This is a genomic window from Rhizobium sp. AG207R, from assembly GCF_027109195.1.
GTDB lineage: Bacteria > Pseudomonadota > Alphaproteobacteria > Rhizobiales > Rhizobiaceae > Rhizobium > Rhizobium dioscoreae.
On the sequence record NZ_JAEPVT010000010.1, the window covers coordinates 217,303 to 237,063 of the forward strand.

At 60.9% G+C, this 19,761-nt stretch carries 19 protein-coding genes and 1 riboswitch; of the genes, 3 read left to right on the top strand and 16 right to left on the bottom strand.

What is annotated here, in order from left to right; all coding sequences use genetic code 11:
• Positions 1 to 12: 12 nt before the first annotated feature.
• From JJQ51_RS23865 to JJQ51_RS23915, 11 genes are all read right to left on the bottom strand, one after another.
• Entirely contained in the window at positions 13 to 1,293 is a 1,281-nt protein-coding gene (locus JJQ51_RS23865) for a beta-ketoacyl-ACP synthase (protein ID WP_113333042.1), read from the bottom strand.
• Between the two features lie 10 nt (positions 1,294 to 1,303).
• The gene (locus JJQ51_RS23870) at positions 1,304 to 2,509 is read right to left on the bottom strand and encodes a beta-ketoacyl-ACP synthase (RefSeq protein WP_113354562.1); all 1,206 of its coding nucleotides are present in this window, start codon (positions 2,507 to 2,509) and stop codon (positions 1,304 to 1,306) included.
• Positions 2,510 to 2,552: 43 nt separating this feature from the next.
• Positions 2,553 to 3,026 carry a 3-hydroxyacyl-ACP dehydratase FabZ family protein gene (locus tag JJQ51_RS23875; protein WP_095435134.1) on the bottom strand — a complete coding sequence of 158 codons (474 nt, stop codon included), beginning with the start codon at positions 3,024 to 3,026 and terminating at the stop codon, positions 2,553 to 2,555.
• Positions 3,027 to 3,148: 122 nt separating this feature from the next.
• Positions 3,149 to 3,427, bottom strand: a complete 279-nt coding sequence (locus JJQ51_RS23880; RefSeq protein WP_069613139.1) for an acyl carrier protein — start codon at positions 3,425 to 3,427, stop codon at positions 3,149 to 3,151.
• A gap of 218 nt (positions 3,428 to 3,645) precedes the next feature.
• Complete coding sequence (locus JJQ51_RS23885; RefSeq protein WP_069613140.1) at positions 3,646 to 4,074, bottom strand: L,D-transpeptidase; 429 nt, start codon at positions 4,072 to 4,074, stop codon at positions 3,646 to 3,648.
• A 118-nt stretch (positions 4,075 to 4,192) separates the two neighbouring features.
• Positions 4,193 to 5,173, bottom strand: a complete 981-nt coding sequence (gene cbiB / locus JJQ51_RS23890; protein ID WP_113333038.1) for an adenosylcobinamide-phosphate synthase CbiB — start codon at positions 5,171 to 5,173, stop codon at positions 4,193 to 4,195.
• A complete protein-coding gene (gene cobD / locus JJQ51_RS23895) occupies positions 5,170 to 6,168 on the bottom strand; it encodes a threonine-phosphate decarboxylase CobD (protein ID WP_113354561.1) in 999 nt (332 codons plus the stop codon). Before cobD ends, cbiB begins: the two co-directional genes overlap by 4 nt.
• The gene (locus JJQ51_RS23900; protein ID WP_269245378.1) at positions 6,165 to 7,472 is read right to left on the bottom strand and encodes a cobyrinate a,c-diamide synthase; all 1,308 of its coding nucleotides are present in this window, start codon (positions 7,470 to 7,472) and stop codon (positions 6,165 to 6,167) included. The genes cobD and JJQ51_RS23900 overlap by 4 nt, the downstream gene beginning before the upstream one ends.
• Complete coding sequence (gene cobA, locus JJQ51_RS23905; protein WP_269245379.1) at positions 7,469 to 8,317, bottom strand: uroporphyrinogen-III C-methyltransferase; 849 nt, start codon at positions 8,315 to 8,317, stop codon at positions 7,469 to 7,471. The genes JJQ51_RS23900 and cobA overlap by 4 nt, the downstream gene beginning before the upstream one ends.
• Before the next feature lie 284 nt (positions 8,318 to 8,601).
• Positions 8,602 to 9,561, bottom strand: a complete 960-nt coding sequence (locus tag JJQ51_RS23910; RefSeq protein ID WP_269245380.1) for a nucleoside hydrolase — start codon at positions 9,559 to 9,561, stop codon at positions 8,602 to 8,604.
• Positions 9,562 to 9,724: 163 nt separating this feature from the next.
• The gene (locus tag JJQ51_RS23915) at positions 9,725 to 10,129 is read right to left on the bottom strand and encodes a cobalamin biosynthesis protein (RefSeq protein ID WP_152092713.1); all 405 of its coding nucleotides are present in this window, start codon (positions 10,127 to 10,129) and stop codon (positions 9,725 to 9,727) included.
• 148 nt (positions 10,130 to 10,277) lie between these two features.
• Between JJQ51_RS23915 and JJQ51_RS23920 the strand changes: the two genes are divergently transcribed.
• The 3 genes from JJQ51_RS23920 (at position 10,278) to JJQ51_RS23930 (ending at position 12,330) form a co-directional block, all read left to right on the top strand.
• Positions 10,278 to 11,063, top strand: coding sequence for a TSUP family transporter (locus JJQ51_RS23920; protein ID WP_269245381.1), 786 nt, complete (start codon positions 10,278 to 10,280; stop codon positions 11,061 to 11,063).
• 101 nt (positions 11,064 to 11,164) lie between these two features.
• Entirely contained in the window at positions 11,165 to 11,530 is a 366-nt protein-coding gene (locus tag JJQ51_RS23925; protein WP_269245382.1) for a nuclear transport factor 2 family protein, read from the top strand.
• On the top strand, positions 11,527 to 12,330 hold the full coding sequence (locus JJQ51_RS23930; protein WP_269245383.1) for a helix-turn-helix domain-containing protein: 804 nt from the start codon (positions 11,527 to 11,529) through the stop codon (positions 12,328 to 12,330). The genes JJQ51_RS23925 and JJQ51_RS23930 overlap by 4 nt, the downstream gene beginning before the upstream one ends.
• Positions 12,331 to 12,343: 13 nt before the next feature.
• On the opposite strand, the gene cobO is transcribed toward JJQ51_RS23930, so the two are convergent.
• From cobO to cobU, 5 genes are read right to left on the bottom strand one after another with little or no spacing between them, the layout of a single operon-like run.
• Positions 12,344 to 12,988, bottom strand: a complete 645-nt coding sequence (gene cobO / locus JJQ51_RS23935; protein WP_113333029.1) for a cob(I)yrinic acid a,c-diamide adenosyltransferase — start codon at positions 12,986 to 12,988, stop codon at positions 12,344 to 12,346.
• The gene (locus JJQ51_RS23940; RefSeq protein WP_152096080.1) at positions 12,985 to 13,584 is read right to left on the bottom strand and encodes a dimethylsulfonioproprionate lyase family protein; all 600 of its coding nucleotides are present in this window, start codon (positions 13,582 to 13,584) and stop codon (positions 12,985 to 12,987) included. Before JJQ51_RS23940 ends, cobO begins: the two co-directional genes overlap by 4 nt.
• Positions 13,581 to 17,561, bottom strand: coding sequence for a cobaltochelatase subunit CobN (cobN, locus tag JJQ51_RS23945; protein WP_152096081.1), 3,981 nt, complete (start codon positions 17,559 to 17,561; stop codon positions 13,581 to 13,583). The genes JJQ51_RS23940 and cobN overlap by 4 nt, the downstream gene beginning before the upstream one ends.
• 9 nt (positions 17,562 to 17,570) lie before the next feature.
• Positions 17,571 to 18,620 (bottom strand): cobalamin biosynthesis protein CobW, encoded by a 1,050-nt coding sequence (cobW, locus tag JJQ51_RS23950; RefSeq protein WP_113354627.1) that lies wholly within the window; start codon positions 18,618 to 18,620, stop codon positions 17,571 to 17,573.
• Between the two features lie 5 nt (positions 18,621 to 18,625).
• Complete coding sequence (cobU, locus tag JJQ51_RS23955; protein ID WP_113354552.1) at positions 18,626 to 19,150, bottom strand: bifunctional adenosylcobinamide kinase/adenosylcobinamide-phosphate guanylyltransferase; 525 nt, start codon at positions 19,148 to 19,150, stop codon at positions 18,626 to 18,628.
• A gap of 141 nt (positions 19,151 to 19,291) precedes the next feature.
• Positions 19,292 to 19,691, bottom strand: a riboswitch (cobalamin riboswitch).
• Between the last annotated feature and the right edge of the window lie 70 nt (positions 19,692 to 19,761).

A 19,761-nucleotide genomic window follows, 5' to 3' on the forward strand; every position in this document is an offset into this window, starting at 1 on the left:
TCAGAAGTCCGATTAAGCCGGTTCAAGCGCCATGACAAGGCTGGCATTCTGGCCGCCGAACCCGAAAGAGTTCGAAAGAACGGCACTTACCTGCTTTTCACGCTTCTTGTTCGGCACCACGTCGAGGATGATCGACGGATCGGGATTGTTGTAGTTGATGGTCGGCGGCAGCGTGCCGGTCAGCATCGTCTGCAGCGAGAACACCGCTTCGACCGCACCCGCAGCCGTCAGCGTATGGCCGATCATCGACTTGTTCGAGGAAACCGGAATGGTCGGAAGCCGCTCGCCGAAGACGGCCGACATCGCGCCATATTCCATCTTGTCGTTTTCCGGCGTCGAGGTGCCGTGCGCATTGATATAGCCGATATCGGTCTCGGCCATGCCGGCATCGGCCAGTGCCGCGCGGATCGTCGCGATCGCCGGGCCGCCATCCGGTGACGACCGAGTGCGATGGAAGGAATCGGCCTTGTCGCCCGCACCCTTCATGATGCCGAGGATCTTGGCGCCGCGCGCGACCGCTGCCTCCAGCGATTCCAGCACCAGTGTCGCAGCGCCTTCTGCGATGACGAAGCCGTCACGATCCTTGCTGAAGGGCTTGGAAGCCTTGGTCGGCGGATCGTTCTGAGTCGACAGCGCTGACAACAGCGAGAAGCGGATCAGCGCCTCGGCGCTAAGCGAACCGTCGGTAGCAACAGTCAGTGCTCGCGTGGTGCGTCCCTGACGGATCGCCTCAATACCGAGCTGTATTGCCGTCACGCCCGATGCACAGGCCGTCGACAGCGTTACCGGCAAGCCGCGCGTACCGAAGCGGTCGGCAAGGCGCTCGGAAATGGCGCCGAAGAGAGCCGCTTCATGGAAGGCCGGATCGGGACGCTGGCGCATGGCGGCGAGAAAGCGTTCATATGCATCGCCCTCATGATCTGCCGGAGGAGAGCGGTCGGCCAGTTCGAAACGGGCGCTCCATTCGGGTTCGATCGGCGGCGCAGCCAGGAACAGCGGCGCGTCGAAATCGCCAGAAATCCCGGCTTGAGCCAGAGCTTCAATGGTTGTTTCGCGGGCGAAAGCATAGGAGCGCTCGACAGCGTTCGGAGCCGGAATATCGATGAAATCCACGGTGCCGGCAATGCGCGTCGAAAGGCCGTCCGTCGGGAAGCGGGTAATGCCGTGAATGCCGGAAGTGCCAGACGACAATGCATTCCAATTGTCCTGCAGGCCCTGCCCCAGCGACGTGATGATCCCCATGCCGGTAACGGCAACGATCGGGCGTCCGAGATGATCCTTGTAAGCGGTCATATCCTGCTCCTCACGCTTCAGCTGACAATACGGCAATGCCTTCGCCGCGCACATGGCCGACGGTCGTGACCACAGCCTTGCGGGCACCCGCCGTCATCGGCTTTTCATGCGCAGCATCAAACGGCGGCACCTTGGCCTGGTTGGCGACGGCCAATGCCGCGAAGGCGAGCCCGAGCGGAAATTGGCTTTCCAGCCCATGGCCAGAAACACCGGAATAGGCGCGAATGGCCGAGCCCGGAAGCTGGGCATCGAGCACTGCCTTTTCTCGCTGGGCAAGATCGGGGATCGCTGTCGTGCCGGAAAAGACGACGGTCGCATCGCCGGACGTCTGCTTGGCTGGCGCGAGCATGCGCTCCAGTCGCGTCTCGAACTTGCCCTCGTCGCGCCGGCCGCGATCGCCCTCGACGGCATCGATGGTCGCATAGATACGGGCGCCGCGACCTTCGGCATGCGCACGCGATTCAAGAACGAGGAAGGCGCTGAGCGAACCCATGATCATGCCGCCGCCGTCTTCTGGCTTGCGCGACCAGATGGGATGCCAGTCACCAGTGGCATGCGCGTTGATCGATTCGATCAGCAGGATCATGTCGAGCCGCTCGGCGGAAAATGCGCCGCCTACGAGAGCATGGCTCGATTCACCGGACTTGATGCGGTGGAACGCGGTCTCCACTGCCGAAATGCCGGAGGCCTCTTCGCCCATGAAAGTGCGCGACGAGCCCGTGACCTTATGCACGATCGAGATGTTGCCGGCGAGCAGGTTCGAAAGCTGCGCCAGGAACAGCGTCGGCCGCAATTCGGTCGTCAGCTTCTCGTTCAGCAGCAGCTCGCGGTCGTTGCGCTTCAGGCCCTCATTGACAATCAGCGTATCGACATTGATGTCGCGCTCGCCGCCGCCGGCCGCCACGATCATGTCCATGGTGCCGCAGGCTTCCAGATCATCCTTGAAGCCGGCATCGTCGAGCGCCAAACCGGCGGTGAACACGCCGATGCGCTGCCAGTTTTCCATCTGGCGCTGATCACCACGCTTCGGGATCTGTTGCGACCAGTCTATTTCGGGCAGTGGATGCACGGGATAGGGCTTGAACTTCTCGGTTTCGACGATGGTCGCCGGCGCCTTGTCCGCGGTCAGCAAGGCGACATGCGCGTCCTTGCCAACGCCCTGGCAGGTAACGATGCCGATACCTGTGATCACCACATCATTCTGAGCCTTGCTCATTCATCAATCCTCTTCGAATGCGGCGCCGAACAAGTCGGCAGCATCAACCGTTGGCGGCGATGGCGTCGAGAAGCCCGACCTCGCCTGCCCGCTTGCGCACGATATCGCCGAGCGGCACCTCATTAAACGGCATGGTGCGCAGCTTCAACTGCGCATCGCAAACCTTCTTTCCGGCAATGGTAATACGCGCCTTGGTGACGGCGAAGCCCGAACCCTCGTGTTCCAAATCTGCTTCGATATCGAGTTCAGCTTCCGGCTCGACGAAGGTTCGCATCTTCGCGCCATCGACCGACATCAGGAACGGCATGTAGGCAAAATTCGTCGCAGCAAGCACCAGCATGCCCGAGGCCTGCGCCATCGTCTCGATAAGAAGAACGCCAGGCACCAGGGGCATGCCCGGGAAATGGCCTTCGAAAACAGGGCTTTTCGCCGGAACGACGGAATGAGCCTTCAACTGGCCCTTGGACAGATCGACGGACTCGACCCTGTCGATCATCTGGAAATATTCCAGCAGCATCAACGCCTCCGATCCAACCCGGCAATGCAGGACGCGCCGGGCGGGATACGCTATTTAAGAATGAAACCGCCCGGCCGCCATATTCAAAGGCGGCTGGGCGTCAAAAAATGCAAGGATGTCGCTCAGCCCTTGGCAGCGCGCAACTCATCGATCTTGGCACAGAGATTCTTCAGGACGAAGTATTCTTCGGTCGAGACCTTGCCTTCGTTGACTTCCTGCGTCCATTGCTCGAGCGGGATCTTGATGCCGAATTCCTTGTCGATCGCGAAAACGATATCCAGGAAGTCCAGGCTGTCGATGCCGAGGTCGTCGATCGTGTGGCTATCCGGGGTGATGGTGTCACGGTCGATTTCGCTGGTTTCAGCGATGATGTCGGCAACTTTGTCAAATGTAGCAGTCACTGCCCATACCTCTTGAAATAATAATTCATCCCCCTCATAGGGAAATCCATTCCAAAAGCCAATGGTTTCCACCAGAAACCCCGGCAATTTGGCAAGACAGTGTTGCGCAAACAGCAAAATGACTGCCGCGTCATACCTGTGAAATCACGCGCGACATGGACGCGAGATGCGGCAGCATTGCGGCCGAACCGCATGACAAAGCGCTTGTTGGCGAAAGATCACTCGCTGATCACGATGCGGGTGTTGTGGAGCCCGGCATCCGATGTCATCGCAAAGAAAGTGGCGGCATTGCGGGTATCGAGCCGCACGCAGCCATGCGACGCCGGCCGGCCGAGCCGCCGCACCTCATAGGTGCCGTGAATGGCATAGCCGCCGTTGAAGAACACGGCGTAAGGCATCGGCGCATCGTCATATTTTTTCGAGCGGTGATCCCTGGACAGCCATTTGGCCGTGTAGGAGCCGGTCGGCGTCACATACCCCCTGCGCGCCGTCGACACTCGCCAGCGATACTTCAGAGCTCCATCCTCCGAAACGGTCATTGTTTGCGATCGAAGATCGACCACTGCAAGAACAGTCCCGGCATGGGCCGAAACGGTGTGGAATTGCATGCACAGGCATGCCGTTACTGCGAACGCGATACGCCTCATCTTGCCCCTCCGACTGTTTGCTTCCTTATGAAGCAATTCAGACGATGGGAGAGTCTATCGCTATGCTGATTATACCAAATTAATACATATAGTGAGCGATTGCTTAATTTCGGAACGCTCACAAGAGCAGCAGAAAACCCAGGAAAGCGAGAAGCGTCAGCATCGTGCAGGCGGAATAGAATATGGAAATGCCGGCTTCGATGTCGTTGACCGTAGCAGTGTCGCGGCCGGAGCCGTTGATCATCGGCTCGCGCACGAGCTCACCGCCATAGATTCGCGGACCTGCGAGCTGGATATCGAGCGCGCCGGCCATAGCCGCCTCGGGCCGGCCGGAGTTGGGTGAACGATGCAGCCCGCCATCGCGGACGGCGATGCGGATCGCATTTCCAAGCGCGGAGATGCCACGTTTGATCAGAGCGCCGGCAGCAATCAACAGGATGGAGAGTCTTGCCGCCGGCCAATTGGCGATATCGTCGAGGCGCGCGGCAGCGCGGCCAAAATCGACATAGGTCTCGGATTTATGGCCGATCATCGAATCGGCAGTGTTGAGCATCTTGTAGAAGAAGAGGCCCGGCAGGCCGAAAACGCCGTACCACAGCGCCGGTGCGACGACACCGTCGGAAAAATTCTCGGCAAGGCTTTCGATGGCGGCACGGCAGATACCCGGCTCATCCAGCGTCTCGGGATCCCGGCCGACGATGCGCGACACGGCGAGACGCCCGCCTTCCAGACCATCGGCACGCAATGCCCGCGAAACTTGCTCGACATGATCGGCCAGGCTCTTCTGCGCCATGAAAACCGCCACAAGCCCCGCCTCGACCAGGATACCGAGCCAGCCGAAGAAGGCGAGAAATCCATGAATGGCCCAGCCGGCGATAACGGCGCCCATGAGCAGCGCGACGATCGACATCAGTCCGTTGCGGCGGCGAAGGACGCCCGGCAAATGTTTTGCATTGAACCGCTGGTCGAAGGATGAAATCGCCTTGCCGAACAGCACGACCGGATGCGGAAAGCGCTGCCACAACCAGTCGGGATCGCCGACGAGGCGGTCAAGCAACAAGGCCAGGACCAGAATGAGCAAATGTTCGTCGGCGGTCATGTCGAATAATCCTCTAATACCCCGGCGAGTCTTTGATCCGCTTCTTCATCTGGAGCGAGCCCGACGCGCAGCCAATTGCGGGCGTAATCGAACTTGCGGACCAGAATATGATGACGGCAGAGATGCGTATATATGCCCTCGGCGCGGTCGTCCGCAACCAGTGCAAACAGGGCCGTGCCTCCCGCAATATGCAGCCTCGAGCGGCGAAGAACCGTCTGCAGCGCCGAATGTCGTTGAAGAATGCGGTTTCGGATGGCGCTTGTGTCGCCTTCCATGAGCGACGCGGCAATCGAGAGAGCCGGTCCGGAAACCGCCCATGGACCGAGCCAATCCTCGAAACGGGTTAGGATCGCGGCCTCAGCAATCACGAACCCAAGCCGAAGGCCAGCCAGTCCGAAAAACTTTCCGAACGAACGGAAGATGACGAGGTTGGGCATCGAGGCGGCAAAGGGCGCCACGCTCGCTGCCGGCTCCATATCGCCAAAGGCCTCGTCGACAAGAAGGATCCCACCTTGGCTCCGTAACCTGTCGTGCAAGTCCCGCAACTGCTCAATGGGTAACCTCCGCCCATCAGGATTGTTGGGATTGACGGCAACCACGAGCCTGTCGTCGGCGGTAAGTTCGGCAGGCGTCGAAACCTGGCGGACCTGCAGCCCCGCCAGCGTGAAGGCTCTTGCATATTCGCCATAGGTCGGCGAGAGGATTGCGGCGCTGCCACCGGGCACCAGCCTCGGAAGCAATTGAATGACGGACTGCGTGCCGGGAACCGGCAAGGGCAGAATATCGCCGCTCCGGTAATAGTTCCTCGCCGCTTCCCGCGCCCGCTCCTGCAAATGCTGGTCAGGCAGCCTATGCCATGCCGCAACGGGGATTTCCGGCAGCGTCACCGGATTGGGATTGATGCCGGTCGACAGATCCAGCCATTCCTCCGGACGCCCGCCATATTGGCGTGCCGCAGCCGTGATGCCGCCTCCATGGACAATCCTGCTGGTCATACGGCGTCACCGGCGAGATCGATCAAATGCATGTAGGAGCCGGCAACATTGGCACGCTGCAAGCCAGCGGCACCAAGATCGTTATTGAGCGCATCCCTCACCGCAAACAGACGGTCCGCCTCACCTTCCGATACGATGGTCGAATAATGAAACTCGTGCGCCGTCATCGGCTTGTCGAAGAAGGAGCCGGCAAGCGGCACCACCCGCCGATAGCCAAGATGGCGCTGTCGTTTCTCGTAGCTGGTAACGACGGGTAATAGGCCCAGCATTTCGTGGCGCGCACCCGCCGCATCCACAAGACCTTCGCCAAGCACCATATACCCGCCGCATTCGCCATAAATGCGCACCCCGCGCGAGGCCGCCGCGTTCATGCCACCCCGGAAATGCTGGGCAGCGGAAAGCTTTCCGGCGTGCAACTCCGGATAGCCGCCCGGCAGATAGATGGCATCGGCATCAGCTGATGGAGCTTCATCCGCGAGCGGAGAAAAGAAGGATATTTCCGCGCCACGACGCTTCCAGCCGAGCAGCATATGCTCATAGCAGAAGGCGAATGCGATATCCCGCGCCACCGCAATGCGCTGACCGAACGGCATAAGCCGCGCAATATTGGCCGCCGAGGTGCGAACGAGATGCTGCTGCGCTGCCCGCAGGAGCAGATCGAAATCGCAGGCTTTCGAAATGACCTCGGCAGCCGCCTCGATAAATTGCTCGAGTGCCCCATGCTCGCCCGCCTGCACCAGACCGAGATGCCGCTCCGGCAAGGCCAGACTTGCGTCACTGCGGATAACGGCGACGACGGGCATGCGCACCGCATTCAGCGCCTGGCGCAACATGGTCTCATGCCTGTCACTGGCGACGCGATTGAGCACGACGCCGGCAATGCGGATATCGGCCCGGAAATTGGCAAAGCCGCTGACGACCGCTGCAACCGATTGCGACATGCGAGAGCAGTCGACGACGAGCACGACGGAAAGGCCAAGCAGGGCGGCAAGATCGGCCGGAGTTCCAGTGCCATCGGCAGCACCGTCGAACAGGCCCATCATCCCCTCGATCACGAGCATCCGTCCGCCGGCACGATGAAGCGCGGCATTGGCGGAAATCAGTTCGGCGCGCATGGCCCAGGGATCGAAGTTGAGACAGGAGGATCCGAGCGCTGCAGCGTGAAAGGCAGGATCAATATAATCCGGCCCGGCCTTGCCGGACGCGACCGCAACGCCCCTGTTTCGCAGTGCCCGCAGCAGACCGAGCGTAAATGTGGTCTTGCCGGAGCCTGATGAGGGTGCCGCGATCAGAAGCCCGCTCATGCCGACACCTTGCGTCCGCTTTCCCCCGGGCTTTCAGTCGCCGGCAGCAATATGCGGCCGGAAAGCGCGCCCAGCCAATCGAGCGACGGCCGCAATTTCACCACCTCGCCGACGACGACTATGGCGGGCGGCTCGAGGCCCGAGGCTTCGACATCGTCGGGCGCGCGCCCGAGCGTCGTCTCCAAAACCTGCTGCGAGGATGTCGCGGCATTGCAGACTAAGGCAACAGGTTCGTCCGCCGATCGGCCGGCGGCAATAAGATTCGCGCTGATCTGGGCAATGTGCTTCATCGCCATATACATGACGATAACGGGCGATCCCTTGCCGATCGAGTCCCAATCGATCGCGTCCGGTACGACGCCGGAGGAGTCATGACCAGTCAGGAAGGTGACGGCATGGTTGACGTCGCGATGGGTAACGGGAATGCCGGCATAGGCCAGACCACCGATCCCAGCCGTGATGCCGGGCACGATGCGGAAGGGAATGCCGTGCTGGACAAGCGTCAGCGCTTCCTCGCCGCCGCGCCCGAAAACGAAGGGATCGCCGCCCTTCAAACGCAGAACGCGCTTGCCGGCCCGCGCCAGTTCCACCAGGCGCAGCGAGATATCCCGCTGCTTGGCGGAAGGCTTGCCGCCGCGCTTGCCGGCATATTCCAACACCGCGCCAGAGCGGGCGAGTTTGAAGCAATCTTCATTGACAAGCGCATCGTGCACAATGACATCCGCCTCGGCCAATCCCTTGGCGGCCAGCAGGGTCAAAAGCCCCGGATCGCCCGGCCCGGCACCGACGAGCCAGACGGACCCCGGCTCCAGGGCCGGCAGATTGGAAAAGGCGGTATCGTTCATCCCATGTGTCCTATGCCCGGATGGGCGAAATTGCAATGTTGAGAACGGGATAAGGCGATCTCCGTTCGACATCGCTCCCATTGCGGACATTACGTCATGCATCTCTTCGACATGAGCGACAGCACGCTATGAGCTTTTCCAACGGCGACAGGGCACAGAAAACACGTCGATCGATCACTGCGTCCCCGACTCGATATATCCGGACACTCAGATAGGCTCTTGATAGGGCTGGAGAATGGTCTTCAGCGAATTGTGAAGGGGGCGCCATGCCCCCTTCACGGGGTTTAATGCTTCACCTTGCCCAGAATCACGTCGCGGATCAGATCGAGAACCTGCTGCGAGCGGATGCCGGTGCAGGCGATCTGGCTCGGCAGATTGTCCCAATCGCCGGGCGGGAAGCGGCGACCGTCCTGCTTGATAATCGTCTGGCCGTCGGCAATACCGCCGCAGACGACGCGGATCGATCCCTCGATCGTGTCGAACAGCTCTGGTGCCACGACGTAGACGCAAGCGCAGCTATCATGGACCATCATGCCGTCTTCGACCGCATGCTTGTAGAAATCGATGTAGGACTGCGAGAGGTCGGCCAAAAGCTGCACCGAAGGGCCGCCTGCCTTGGCCATGTCTGCCAGATAGCCGCGGCTCATGGTCGTCACCGAGGTCACGTCCAGACCGACCACGACGACTTTCCAGGCCGCTGTCATGACGAAATCGGCCGCTTCCGGATCGCCGTGAATATTGGCCTCCGCGACCGGAGAGACATTGCCTGGTACGTAAAAATTGCCGCCCATGATGACGACACCTTTCACGAGCTTGGCGATATCTGGATCATGCTTCAGCGCCAGAGCCAGATTGGTCATGCGGCCGACGGCAACTAGGGTAACCTCCCCCGGATGCGCGCGAACCGTGTCGATGATGAACTGATAGGCTGGCCGGGGATCGGTCGACAGATCGATCGTGTCAGGCACGTCGATGTCGCCGAGACCGTTATGGCCGTGAACCATTGTCGGCCATGGCCGCTCATGCCGCGAAGGATCGAAAGTGACGCTGGCGCCGCGCGCAATTGGGCACGGAATATTCCACTCGCGCTTCAGGAACAGCGCGTTGCGGGTCGTCGTGTCGACCGAAGCATTGCCGAAAACCGTCGTCACGCCAAGAAGGTCGATATTCGGGTGACGATGCAGGAAGAGAAGCGCCATGGCGTCGTCAACGCCCGGATCCGTATCATAAATGACCTTTTGCATGATTTTTCCTTATCAACATACTGAATAAGCTTGATCTTCCGGAAATTTCCTCCCGTCGTGGATCATGCTTGACCCATCGGCATACACGAGAACCGCCGGTGGCGGAATGCCATGACGATGTCCCTATGGAGCATTTGTGAGATTTGCGTGGCGAATTCGCTCTTCAAGCGATCCTGGCGATCGCTGCCGTGGCGAAGCTGGACTTGATCTTGGGCAGCACCAGCTCCGAATCCGAGCCGGCGGCCGCAAGCGCAGCAGCCTCGGCAACACCGTGGCAACCGACATGCGCAAAAACAATCTCGGACGGGTTCTTCAGCCTGGGTGTCTCCCGCTCCAGTGCAGCTGCCTTGAAGAAGCGCGCCGGGAGGCGAAAATGCGTGGCGGTCTCCAGGATCGCCGGTTCATCCATGCGCGTGTCGATCGACACGACGGCCAGAACCTGCTCGCTTACGATCCCAGCCTCCTGAAAGGCTCTTTCCGCAAGCATCCGCACCTCATTCCAGTCCGTGCCGCGCTCACAGCCAAGACCCAGAAGATAGCGGCGGGTGGAATTGGCGTAGATCGTCATAGTCGCTCCCAACAGCATCGACCGAGATGACAGCTGTAGCGGGCACGTTTCGACGCGTCAATTTCGCCTGATATGCCCTGATAGCAATTGCCTTGCGGCGATCGAAGTGCCAGAAGGCCGTTTAATTCCCGCCTCAGAGTTCCCCACCTTGCCAGACATCACATTTCAACTGCTGCTTTTGCTCTTTGCCGCCGCGTTCTTCGCTGGTTTCGTCGATTCGATCGCCGGCGGCGGTGGGCTGATTACCGTGCCTGCCATGCTGCTGGCCGGTATTCCGCCGCTGCAGACCCTCGGCACGAACAAGGTGCAGTCCATCTGCGGCGCGGCTTCCGCTACAATCGCCTATGCCCGGCAAGGACACGTGCAACTTCGCGAACAGCTTCCGATGGCGGCGATGGCTGTGATCGGAGGCATGCTCGGTGCATTGCTGGCGACCATCATGCCAAGCCAGGTTCTGCGCATCATCCTGCCCTTCCTTCTGATCGCGATTGCGCTCTATTTCGCCCTGAAACCCAATCTCGGCGATATCGAAAAGCATCGGCGCATGAGCGCCGGACTCTTCGGCGTAACGTTCGTGCCGCTGATCGGCTTCTATGACGGCGCCTTCGGCCCCGGAACCGGCTCGTTCCTGATGCTCGCCTTCGTGACCCTCGCCGGCTTCGGACTCTTGAAGGCGACGGCGCATACGAAGCTGCTCAATTTCGGCTCGAATCTCGGCGGCCTGATCGTCTTCATCTTCTCCGGCGCCATCCTCTGGAAAGTCGGGCTGACGATGGGGGCCGGCCAATTCCTCGGCGCCCAGCTCGGTTCGCGGCTCGCCATGCGCATCGGTGCGAAACTGATCAAGCCGCTGCTCGTGATCGTCTGCATAGCCTTTGCGATCAAGCTGCTGGCGGATCCCACCCATCCCGTCAGGATCTGGCTGGGACTGTAAGAAACGCACCTTTGATTACCTCCGACGTAATTGATAGTGCTTCGGTACGCGCCGATGATCGCTCTGCCTGAACGGTTCAGGCGATCCAAAGGAGTTGACCGATGATTGATGCGAACACCATCGCAGACCGCTATATCGCCATCTGGAACGAGGCCGATACCGACCGCCGGCGTGCGCTCATCGCCGAGGTATGGACGGAAGACTGCAGCTATGTCGACCCGATGATGCGCGCGGGCAATCGCGAAGAGATTCACGCGCTGGTCACGGCGGCGCACGAGCGCTTCCCGGGCTTTCGCTTCACCCTCCTCACGAACGGCGATCGCTACGGCGACCATCTCCGCTTCTCCTGGGGTTTTGGCCCGGCCGATGCGGAGCCGCTGATCAAGGGCACGGATTTTGCAATTCTAGAAGGCGAACAGCTGAAATCCGTTCACGGCTTCATCGACCAGCTGCCGGCCGCCGCATGATGAACCCGGCCCGCTCTCTCGGCGACCACCTGCGCGAATGGCGGCAGCGCCGCCACCTGAGCCAGCTCGAGTTCGCCCTTGAAGCCGAAATATCGCAACGGCATCTGAGCTTCATCGAGAGCGGGCGGGCGCTCCCAAGCCGCGAGATGCTGATGCATCTCGCCGAACGGCTCGGCGTTCCCTTGCGTGAACGCAATCCGATGCTTCTGGCGGCTGGATTTGCGCCGGTCTTTCCAGAGCGCAAACTGGACGACCCGGCGCTTGCTCCGGCGCGGCGCGCCATCGACATGCTGCTGAAAGGACACGAGCCCTTCCCAGCCCTGGCTGTTGACCGTCACTGGACGTTGATCGCTGCCAATGCCGCCGTCGCACCATTGCTTGCCGGCGTGACGGATGCCTCGCTGACCGAAGGGCCGATCAATGTCCTGCGGCTGAGCCTGCATCCACATGGCTTGGCGCCGCGGATCGCCAATCTCTCCGAATGGCGTGCGCATCTGCTGGAGCGCCTGCGCCAGCAGATATCGGCAACCGGCGATCCCGTGTTGACAAAACTGCTGGCGGAATTATCCGCCTATCCCGCACCGGCTGCGCCAAAATCGACGGCTCCGGAACGGGATTTCGCCGGCATTGTCGTGCCGCTGGAGCTTGTCACCGATACGGGACATCTCTCGTTTCTGTCCACAACGACCGTCTTCGGAACGCCTGTCGATGTCACCCTGTCGGAGCTGGCGATCGAATCCTTCTTTCCCGCAAACCCGCAGACGGCGGAAAAACTGAAGACGATGCTGCCGGGCGGTTGACAGCCGCCCGCGATCAGAACTCGACGCCCGGCTGCCCTTTGATACCCGAGCGGAAAGGGTGCTTGATCAATTCCATCTCGGTTACGAGATCGGCAATCTCGATCAGCTCTTCCTTGGCGTTGCGGCCCGTCAAGACGACATGGGTCATGTAAGGCTTTTCGTTCTTGAGGAACTCCAGCACCTCGTTGATGTCGAGGTAATCGTAACGAAGCGCAATATTGATCTCATCCAGCAGCACCATGGAGTTGCGCTCATCGCGGATCAGTTCCTTGGCCTTTTCCCAGGCAGCCGTGGCCGCCGCAACGTCGCGGGCGCGATCCTGCGTCTCCCAGGTAAAGCCTTCACCCATCGTATGGAACTGGCAGAGGTCGGAGAAATGCTTTTCGATCAGGTCGCGCTCGCCGGTCCACATGGCGCCCTTGATGAATTGCACCACCGCGCTCGGCTTTCCATGGGCGATGTGGCGGAAGATCATACCGAAGGCGGAGGAGGATTTTCCCTTGCCCTTACCTGTATGGACAATGATCAAGCCCTTCTCGTCGGTCTTGGTCGCCATGATTTTGTCGCGCGCGGCCTTCTTCTTGGCCATCTTGTCGGCGTGACGGGCATCGTCGTTCTTCGGCACGCCCGCACCGGTTTCGGCCAATTCGTCGCTCATTGCATTCTCCCTGATATTATCGATTTCTGTGCCAGCGGCCCGCCACGCCAGATGTAGAGCGCGACAAGCGGCTGATCTTCCGTGCGCATCGCGTGGCGGATATTCGAGGGGTGATGGATGATCTCACCCGACCAGCGCGGCAGGAACGGTTGGGCATCCTTGCTCCACAGCGAGCCGTCGGTCAGAGGAATATAGATTTCCTCCGCCTCGTGATGATGATCCGGATAGTGCACGCCGGGACCAAGCAAGAGAAAACCGCCGGCCATTTCTTTGTTTGTGAAATGCCCGCGCGTGCCAAAAAGCTCGACCCAGCCGTATCTCTCGAGGAAATCCGCGTCGAAATCGGTGATGCTGTAGGTCTGTGCCCAATGCAGTTCGTCCGCGGCTTGAAAGAGCCTGCCAAGCAGCACGCCTTCCGCCCCATCGCGAGACTGATCATGTTTTCGAAGATAATCGACGACGGGCATGTCCTGCGGCACGAGCAAGCGCTTCTTCATCGACCAGTCGAAGCCTTCAATGAAATGCCGTAGCACTGGATCACTGCGCGATTGCAGATAATCCCGAAAGGCGGTCAGAAGCTCGTCGACCGTACTCATACCGCCGCCTCCCGGCCCTCCTTCAGGCTTTCCAAATCGAACCGCGCCGAATTGCTTCTCGGTGTCCAAAGCTGGCGATCGATCGCCTCGAGCAGACGTTCTCGCATCTCCCTGAGTGCAGCCGGATTCTTCTCTGCCATGAAATCACGCACGCGCTGATCGATGATGAAGGCCTGGTAGACGGCCTCGAAGTGATGATTGCCGACAGCACCCGTCGTCGCGGCAAAGGCAAAGAGATAATCCACCGTTGCCGCAATTTCGAAGGCGCCCTTGTAGCCATGGCGCATGATGCCCTCGATCCACTTGGGGTTGACGACGCGCCCGCGCACGACCCGGCCGATCTCCTCTTCAAGCGAGCGGATCACCGGCTTTTCCGGCCTCGAATGGTCGTTATGATAGATCGAGGGGCGCGCGCCGCCAAGCTGCTCGGCCGCGGCTGCCATGCCGCCCTCGAACTGATAATAATCGTCGCTGTCGAGCAGATCGTGCTCGCGATTGTCCTGGTTCTGCACGACCGCCTGGATCGAACGCAAACGCTCTTCGAAGACGCCCCGCTCCGCCCTGCCCTCCTCGCCGGCGCCATAGGCATAGCTGCCCCAGACGAGATAGGCCTCCGCCAGATCCGCGCGCCGCTCCCAGCCTTTCTCATCGATCAGCGCCTGCAGACCAGCTCCATAAGCGCCGGGTTTCGACCCGAAGATGCGATAGCCCGCACGACGACTGGCAGACGCGGTGTCCAACCCGGCGACCTCAAGCCGCGCGATCTCGCCGCGCATACGCGCCGCAATCGGATTATCCGTTGCATCCTCATCGAGCATGCCGACCGCGCGGACTGCCCTATCGAACAAGGCGATCTGCTCGGGAAACGCATCACGGAAAAAGCCGGAGATGCGCAGCGTGACATCGACTCGCGGCCGCCGGAGCATGGCCGGCGGGATGATCTCATAGCCGGTGACGCGGCGTGAAGTCATGTCCCATACGGGCTTAACACCAATCAACGCCAGCGCCTGCGCGATATCGTCGCCACCCGTGCGCATGTTCGATGTGCCCCAGGCTGTCATGCCGAAGGAAACGGGCCATTCGCCATGATCCTGCACATAGCGGCGGATGAGCAATTCGGCCGACTTCCTGCCAAGCTCATAGGCAGCCGGCGTCGGAACCGCACGGCTGTCGACCGAATAGAAATTGCGCCCCGTCGGCAGAACATCCGGCCGGCCACGGGTCGGTGCGCCGGATGGGCCGGGAGGTACGAAACGACCGTCGAGGCCTTTGAGCAGAGCTGCGATTTCCGCGTCGCCGCAAGCGAGGATGGAAGGCTGGAGCTTCGAGCCAATCTCGCCGAGAACCATGCGAGTGTTGGGCCAGTTCTCCGGGCAGGCCGTTTCGCCATTCACGAGCTTTGCGGCCAGGAGTTCGATGCGTTCGACGGTATCGCCTTGGGTACGCCAGGAGGCGTCGGAGATGTCTTGGAGAATTGTGGGGCGCGGGCCGGTCCATTCGGCGGCCATGTCACAGTCTAGCGGGTCGAATGGCTTGTTCGGAGGGATACCCCCCTCTGTCAGCTTCGCTGACATCTCCCCCACAAGGGGGGAGATTGATTGGAGTGTGCCGCTTCGTTCTCCCGATTTATTACCAACAGCATCTGCGGATTCGACAGTCACTTGAGGCGATGGGGCAGCACGAGCAACCAATCTCCCCCCTTGTGGGGGAGATGTCGCGAAGGCGACAGAGGGGGGTATCGCACTCCCCACATCCTCGAACGCATCCCGAGCAATCGCCCGCTGCAGACTCTGATCGCCACCCTCGCCCAGCCCGCGCGGCACCCTTGCCAGCGCCACCGTCAAATCCGTCAACAACCGCCCAGCGGGCGAGACGCCGAAAATGTGCAACCCATCGCGGATCTGCATTTCCTTGAGGTCGCAGAGATAGGCATCGAGCTTGCGCAAGGCCTCGTCTTCGCCCTCGCCCTTGGCGATGCCGGCATCCTGATCTAGCCCGATATCGGCGACGAGATCGAGGATCTGTTTACGCAGCAGACGGATGCGGCGGGGATCGCCGCCGGAAGCCTCGTAATATTCGTCGACCAGCGCTTCCAGATCCTTCAGCGGGCCATAGCTTTCGGCACGCGTCAGCGGCGGCGTCAGGTGATCGATGATGACGGCGCTCGTGCGGCGCTTGGCCTGCGTGCCCTCACCAGGATCGTTGACGATGAAGGGATAGAGGTTCGGCAGTGGTCCGAGGATTGCTTCCGGATAGCAATTTTCCGACAGCGCCAGTGCCTTGCCCGGCAGCCATTCGAGATTGCCGTGCTTGCCCATGTGAATGATCGCATGTGCATCGAAAGAGCGGCGCAGGAAGGCATAGAAGGCAAGATAGCCGTGCGGCGGCACGAGATCGGGAGAATGGTAGCTCTCCTTCGGATCGATATTGTAGCCGCGCGCCGGCTGGATACCAACGAGCACATCCCCGAAGCGGGCGAACGGCAGGGCAAAGCCGTCATCCAACGCATAGGGATCGGCCTCAGGCTCCCCCCAGCGCGCGGTAATCTCATCTTGAATCGGTTTGGGAAGCGACGAGAAGAAATGCTTGTAGTCGCTGAAGGAAAGCGTCTCGCCGACCACGCGGCCATCGTACCCCGAATTTGTCGGCCCTTCCGCCAAGTGCCGCATCAGCGCATCGCCGTCGGCAGGCAGATCGGCAACGCCGTAGCCGGCCGCCCGCATCGCCTTCAGCACTTCGATCGTGCCGACCGGCGTATCGAGCCCGACACCGTTGCCGAGACGTCCATCACGATTGGGATAGTTCGCCATGACAAGCGCAACACGGCGATCGCCGGGCAGCGTATTGCGCAGCCGCGCCCAATTGGCTGCAAGCCGCGCCGTATAGCGCATGCGATCCTCAAGCGGTTCGCTGGCGACGATATTGGCCTCGACTCTCTCGTCATAGCGGGCCGCAGCCTTGAAGGACACGGCGCGGGCGAGAACGCGCCCGTCGACCTCGGGGAGCGCCACGTTCATGCCGAGATCGCGCGCCGAAAGCCCCTGCGAAGATTCCTCCCACGCCTCCTTCGATGAAGCCGAGAAGATGGCCTGCAGAACAATGGCGTCACCAGTCTCCAGCACTGTTGGCTGCCGATCCGCGCCCGGAGCTGAAACGGCAAAGCCCGTGGCATTGATGACCACGCCCGGTTTCAGCTCGGTAAAGACACTTTCGAGAATACCGACCGACACGACGTCCTTGAGGCTATAGGCAAAGACCGGCAACGGCCGCATGCCCTCAGCGATAAGCGCCTCTATCATGGCTTCGACAGGTCTGGTTTCACCGCTCTGAACCAACGCCCGATAGAAGGAAATCGCGACGGTCGGAGGTTCGAATCCTGCAGGGATCACCATCTCCGCTTTGGAGACTCTCCTCCACTCCTCGACGCCGATCACGCCCCGCCCTGGCCACCAGATCCCGGCCTTCATCAAGGGTACGGCGGGCATCGGCTTCTCGGCGCCTGAGAGCATCGCCTCGGCATAGGCGAGAAACGCCCGCGAATTCGCCTCGCCGCCCTCGATCAGATAGGACCAGAGCGCATTGAGATCATCGAGTGCGACGTTGGAAAATGGCGTTAGCCCGGGATCGGGTTTCGAATCTCCCGGCAGCACCGCGATCAAGGCACCCTGGCGCGCTGCACAGGCATGCAGCGCTTCCAGCGCATAGTGGAAGTAGCTTGCTCCTCCGAGCGCCCGCACGATGATGAGCTTCGCATACCGCGCCGTTCTGTCAATATAGGTATCGACGGACATCGGATGCTTGAGGCTCATCAGGCTTGCAAGCCGAAGGGAACGGCCGCCCTCTCCGTGGGCTGCGGCAATCGCCGCAAGCTCGGTATCGGCGGCCGACAGAAAGAGGATATCGCCGGGCGACTGCCCAAGGTCGATCGCCTCCTCTCCGTCGCTGATGGTTCCCTTTTGGGCTAGAAGGAGGTGCATGGACGTCCCTTAGACCAATGCTTCGATCGCCTTGCGAACGATCGTCTCGTCCATCTCGTGCAGGCCGATCACGACAAGCCGGGTCGCGCGGGCTTCACCCGGCGTCCAGGCGCGATCGAAATAGGTGTCGATGCGGCTGCCGACGGCCTGAAGCTGCAGGCGCATGGGCTTGCCGGGGACATCGACGAAGCCCTTGAGGCGCAGCACATCATGCTCCGCAATCACGCCCTTCAGCGCATCGACGAAGGCGGCCGGATCGGCAATCGGGCCGAGTTCGACGACGAAGCTGTCGAACTCGTCGTGGTCATGCGGCGTGCCATCCTCGTGCTCCAACTCGTGGTGAGATTTGCGGTTGACGATATCGTCTTCCGTGCCGATCCCGAGGCCGAGCAGGACAGTGGCGGGCACATCGCCGTTCTTGGCCTCGATGATTGTCGGCTTGCGGGCGGTGCGCGAGGCTACTTCGGCGCGGACGCGGCCGAGACCATCAGTGTCGATCAGATCGGTCTTGTTGAGCACGATCAGATCGGCGCAGGTCAGCTGATCCTCGAACAGTTCCTCGATCGGGCTTTCGTGATCAAGCGAGTCGTCCTCGACGCGAGCAGCCTCTACGGCGTCGTGATCGTCGGCGAAACGGCCGGCGGCAACAGCCGCGCTGTCGACCACCGTGATGACGCCGTCGACGGTGACATGGGTGCGAATGTCAGGCCAGTTGAAGGCGGCAACCAGCGGCTGCGGCAGGGCAAGGCCTGATGTTTCGATGACGATATGATCCGGGCGCGCATCGCGCTCCAGAAGCTTCGTCATCGTCGGGATGAAGTCGTCGGCGACGGTGCAGCAGATGCAGCCATTGGTCAGCTCGATGATGTCATCTTCCGTGCAGTTCTCCGCACCGCAGCCCTTCAGCACGTCGCCATCAACGCCGAGGTCGCCGAACTCGTTGATGATCAGCGCGATCTTCTTGCCGCCGGCATTCTGCAGGAGGTTGCGGATCATCGTCGTCTTGCCGGCTCCCAGGAAGCCAGTGATGACGGTGGCGGGAATCTTTTCCTGGTTCATATGGATCAGCCCTTCATTTTCAGCGGCAAGCCCGCTGCGATAAAATAAACTTCGGCACTCGCCGCCGCGACCATCTGGTGCAGGCGGCCGGCATGATCGCGAAATTCGCGCGCCATGCGATTTTCTGGTACGATTCCCAAGCCCACCTCGTTGGAGACGAGAACGAGCCTTGATCGCGCAGTCGGCAGAAATGCAGTGAGAGCGGCAAATTCTGCCGCCATATCCCGCTCGGCCATCATCAGATTGGTCACCCAGAGCGTCAGGCAGTCGATAAGCACCGCCCGCCCCTCCGCGTCGATAGCGGCAAGCTGCCCGACGAGATCCATAGGCTCCTCATGCGTCTGCCATAGATCGCCGCGATCGGCACGATGCTTGGCGATGCGCTCGCGCATCTCGTCATCCCACGCCCGCCCTGTCGCCACATAGTGACATTCGAGGCCGGTATCCGACACCAGCGATTCTGCAAACCTGGATTTGCCGGAGCGCGCGCCGCCAAGAACGAAGACCGCTTGGGAAATCGAAGACGACATGCGTTATGCCCGCTCTCGAGCAAAAGCGAGGGTCGGCAGCACGTCGCTGGAACCGGGAAACAGGCGCCTACACGCCGAAAACTCGTCTTGCGCCATGACAACCTCCGTGCTGGCAGCGGAACTCGCGTCCCAAAACAGGCTCTGCGCCCGGCACGCATGGCAGGTCTCCTGGCTCGCGGATGAGGCGACGCGACGGGGGCGGACCGAAACCGGTCGCCCCCGATCGTGCGCCAGCGGATCTTTCTCACCTTCCCGGCAATGCATCATGAAAAGGCGGACGATTCGTAGAATAAGAGGCGTCCAGCCCCGGTTAATCATGATGCCACACCAGTGGCTTTTTCGATTTGCGCCTGCCTCGCCCCCGTTCGCCCCATGCGAACCATCGACGAAATAGACTTCAAACCGAACGAAAGACCCTGACCGCTCTACAGTCGCGGGGTCGGCTGTGATGAGAACGCCCGGATTGGGTCCGCCCCTTCACATTCCCTTTTCATCCCATGCGGCAGATCGCCGCTCAGGAACCATTCGTTATGCCGCAATGATTAGGCTTTCACTGAGTTCAAGTCAATCAAGGGCATGGATGCGACCTGCGCCATCCTGATTGCGAATTC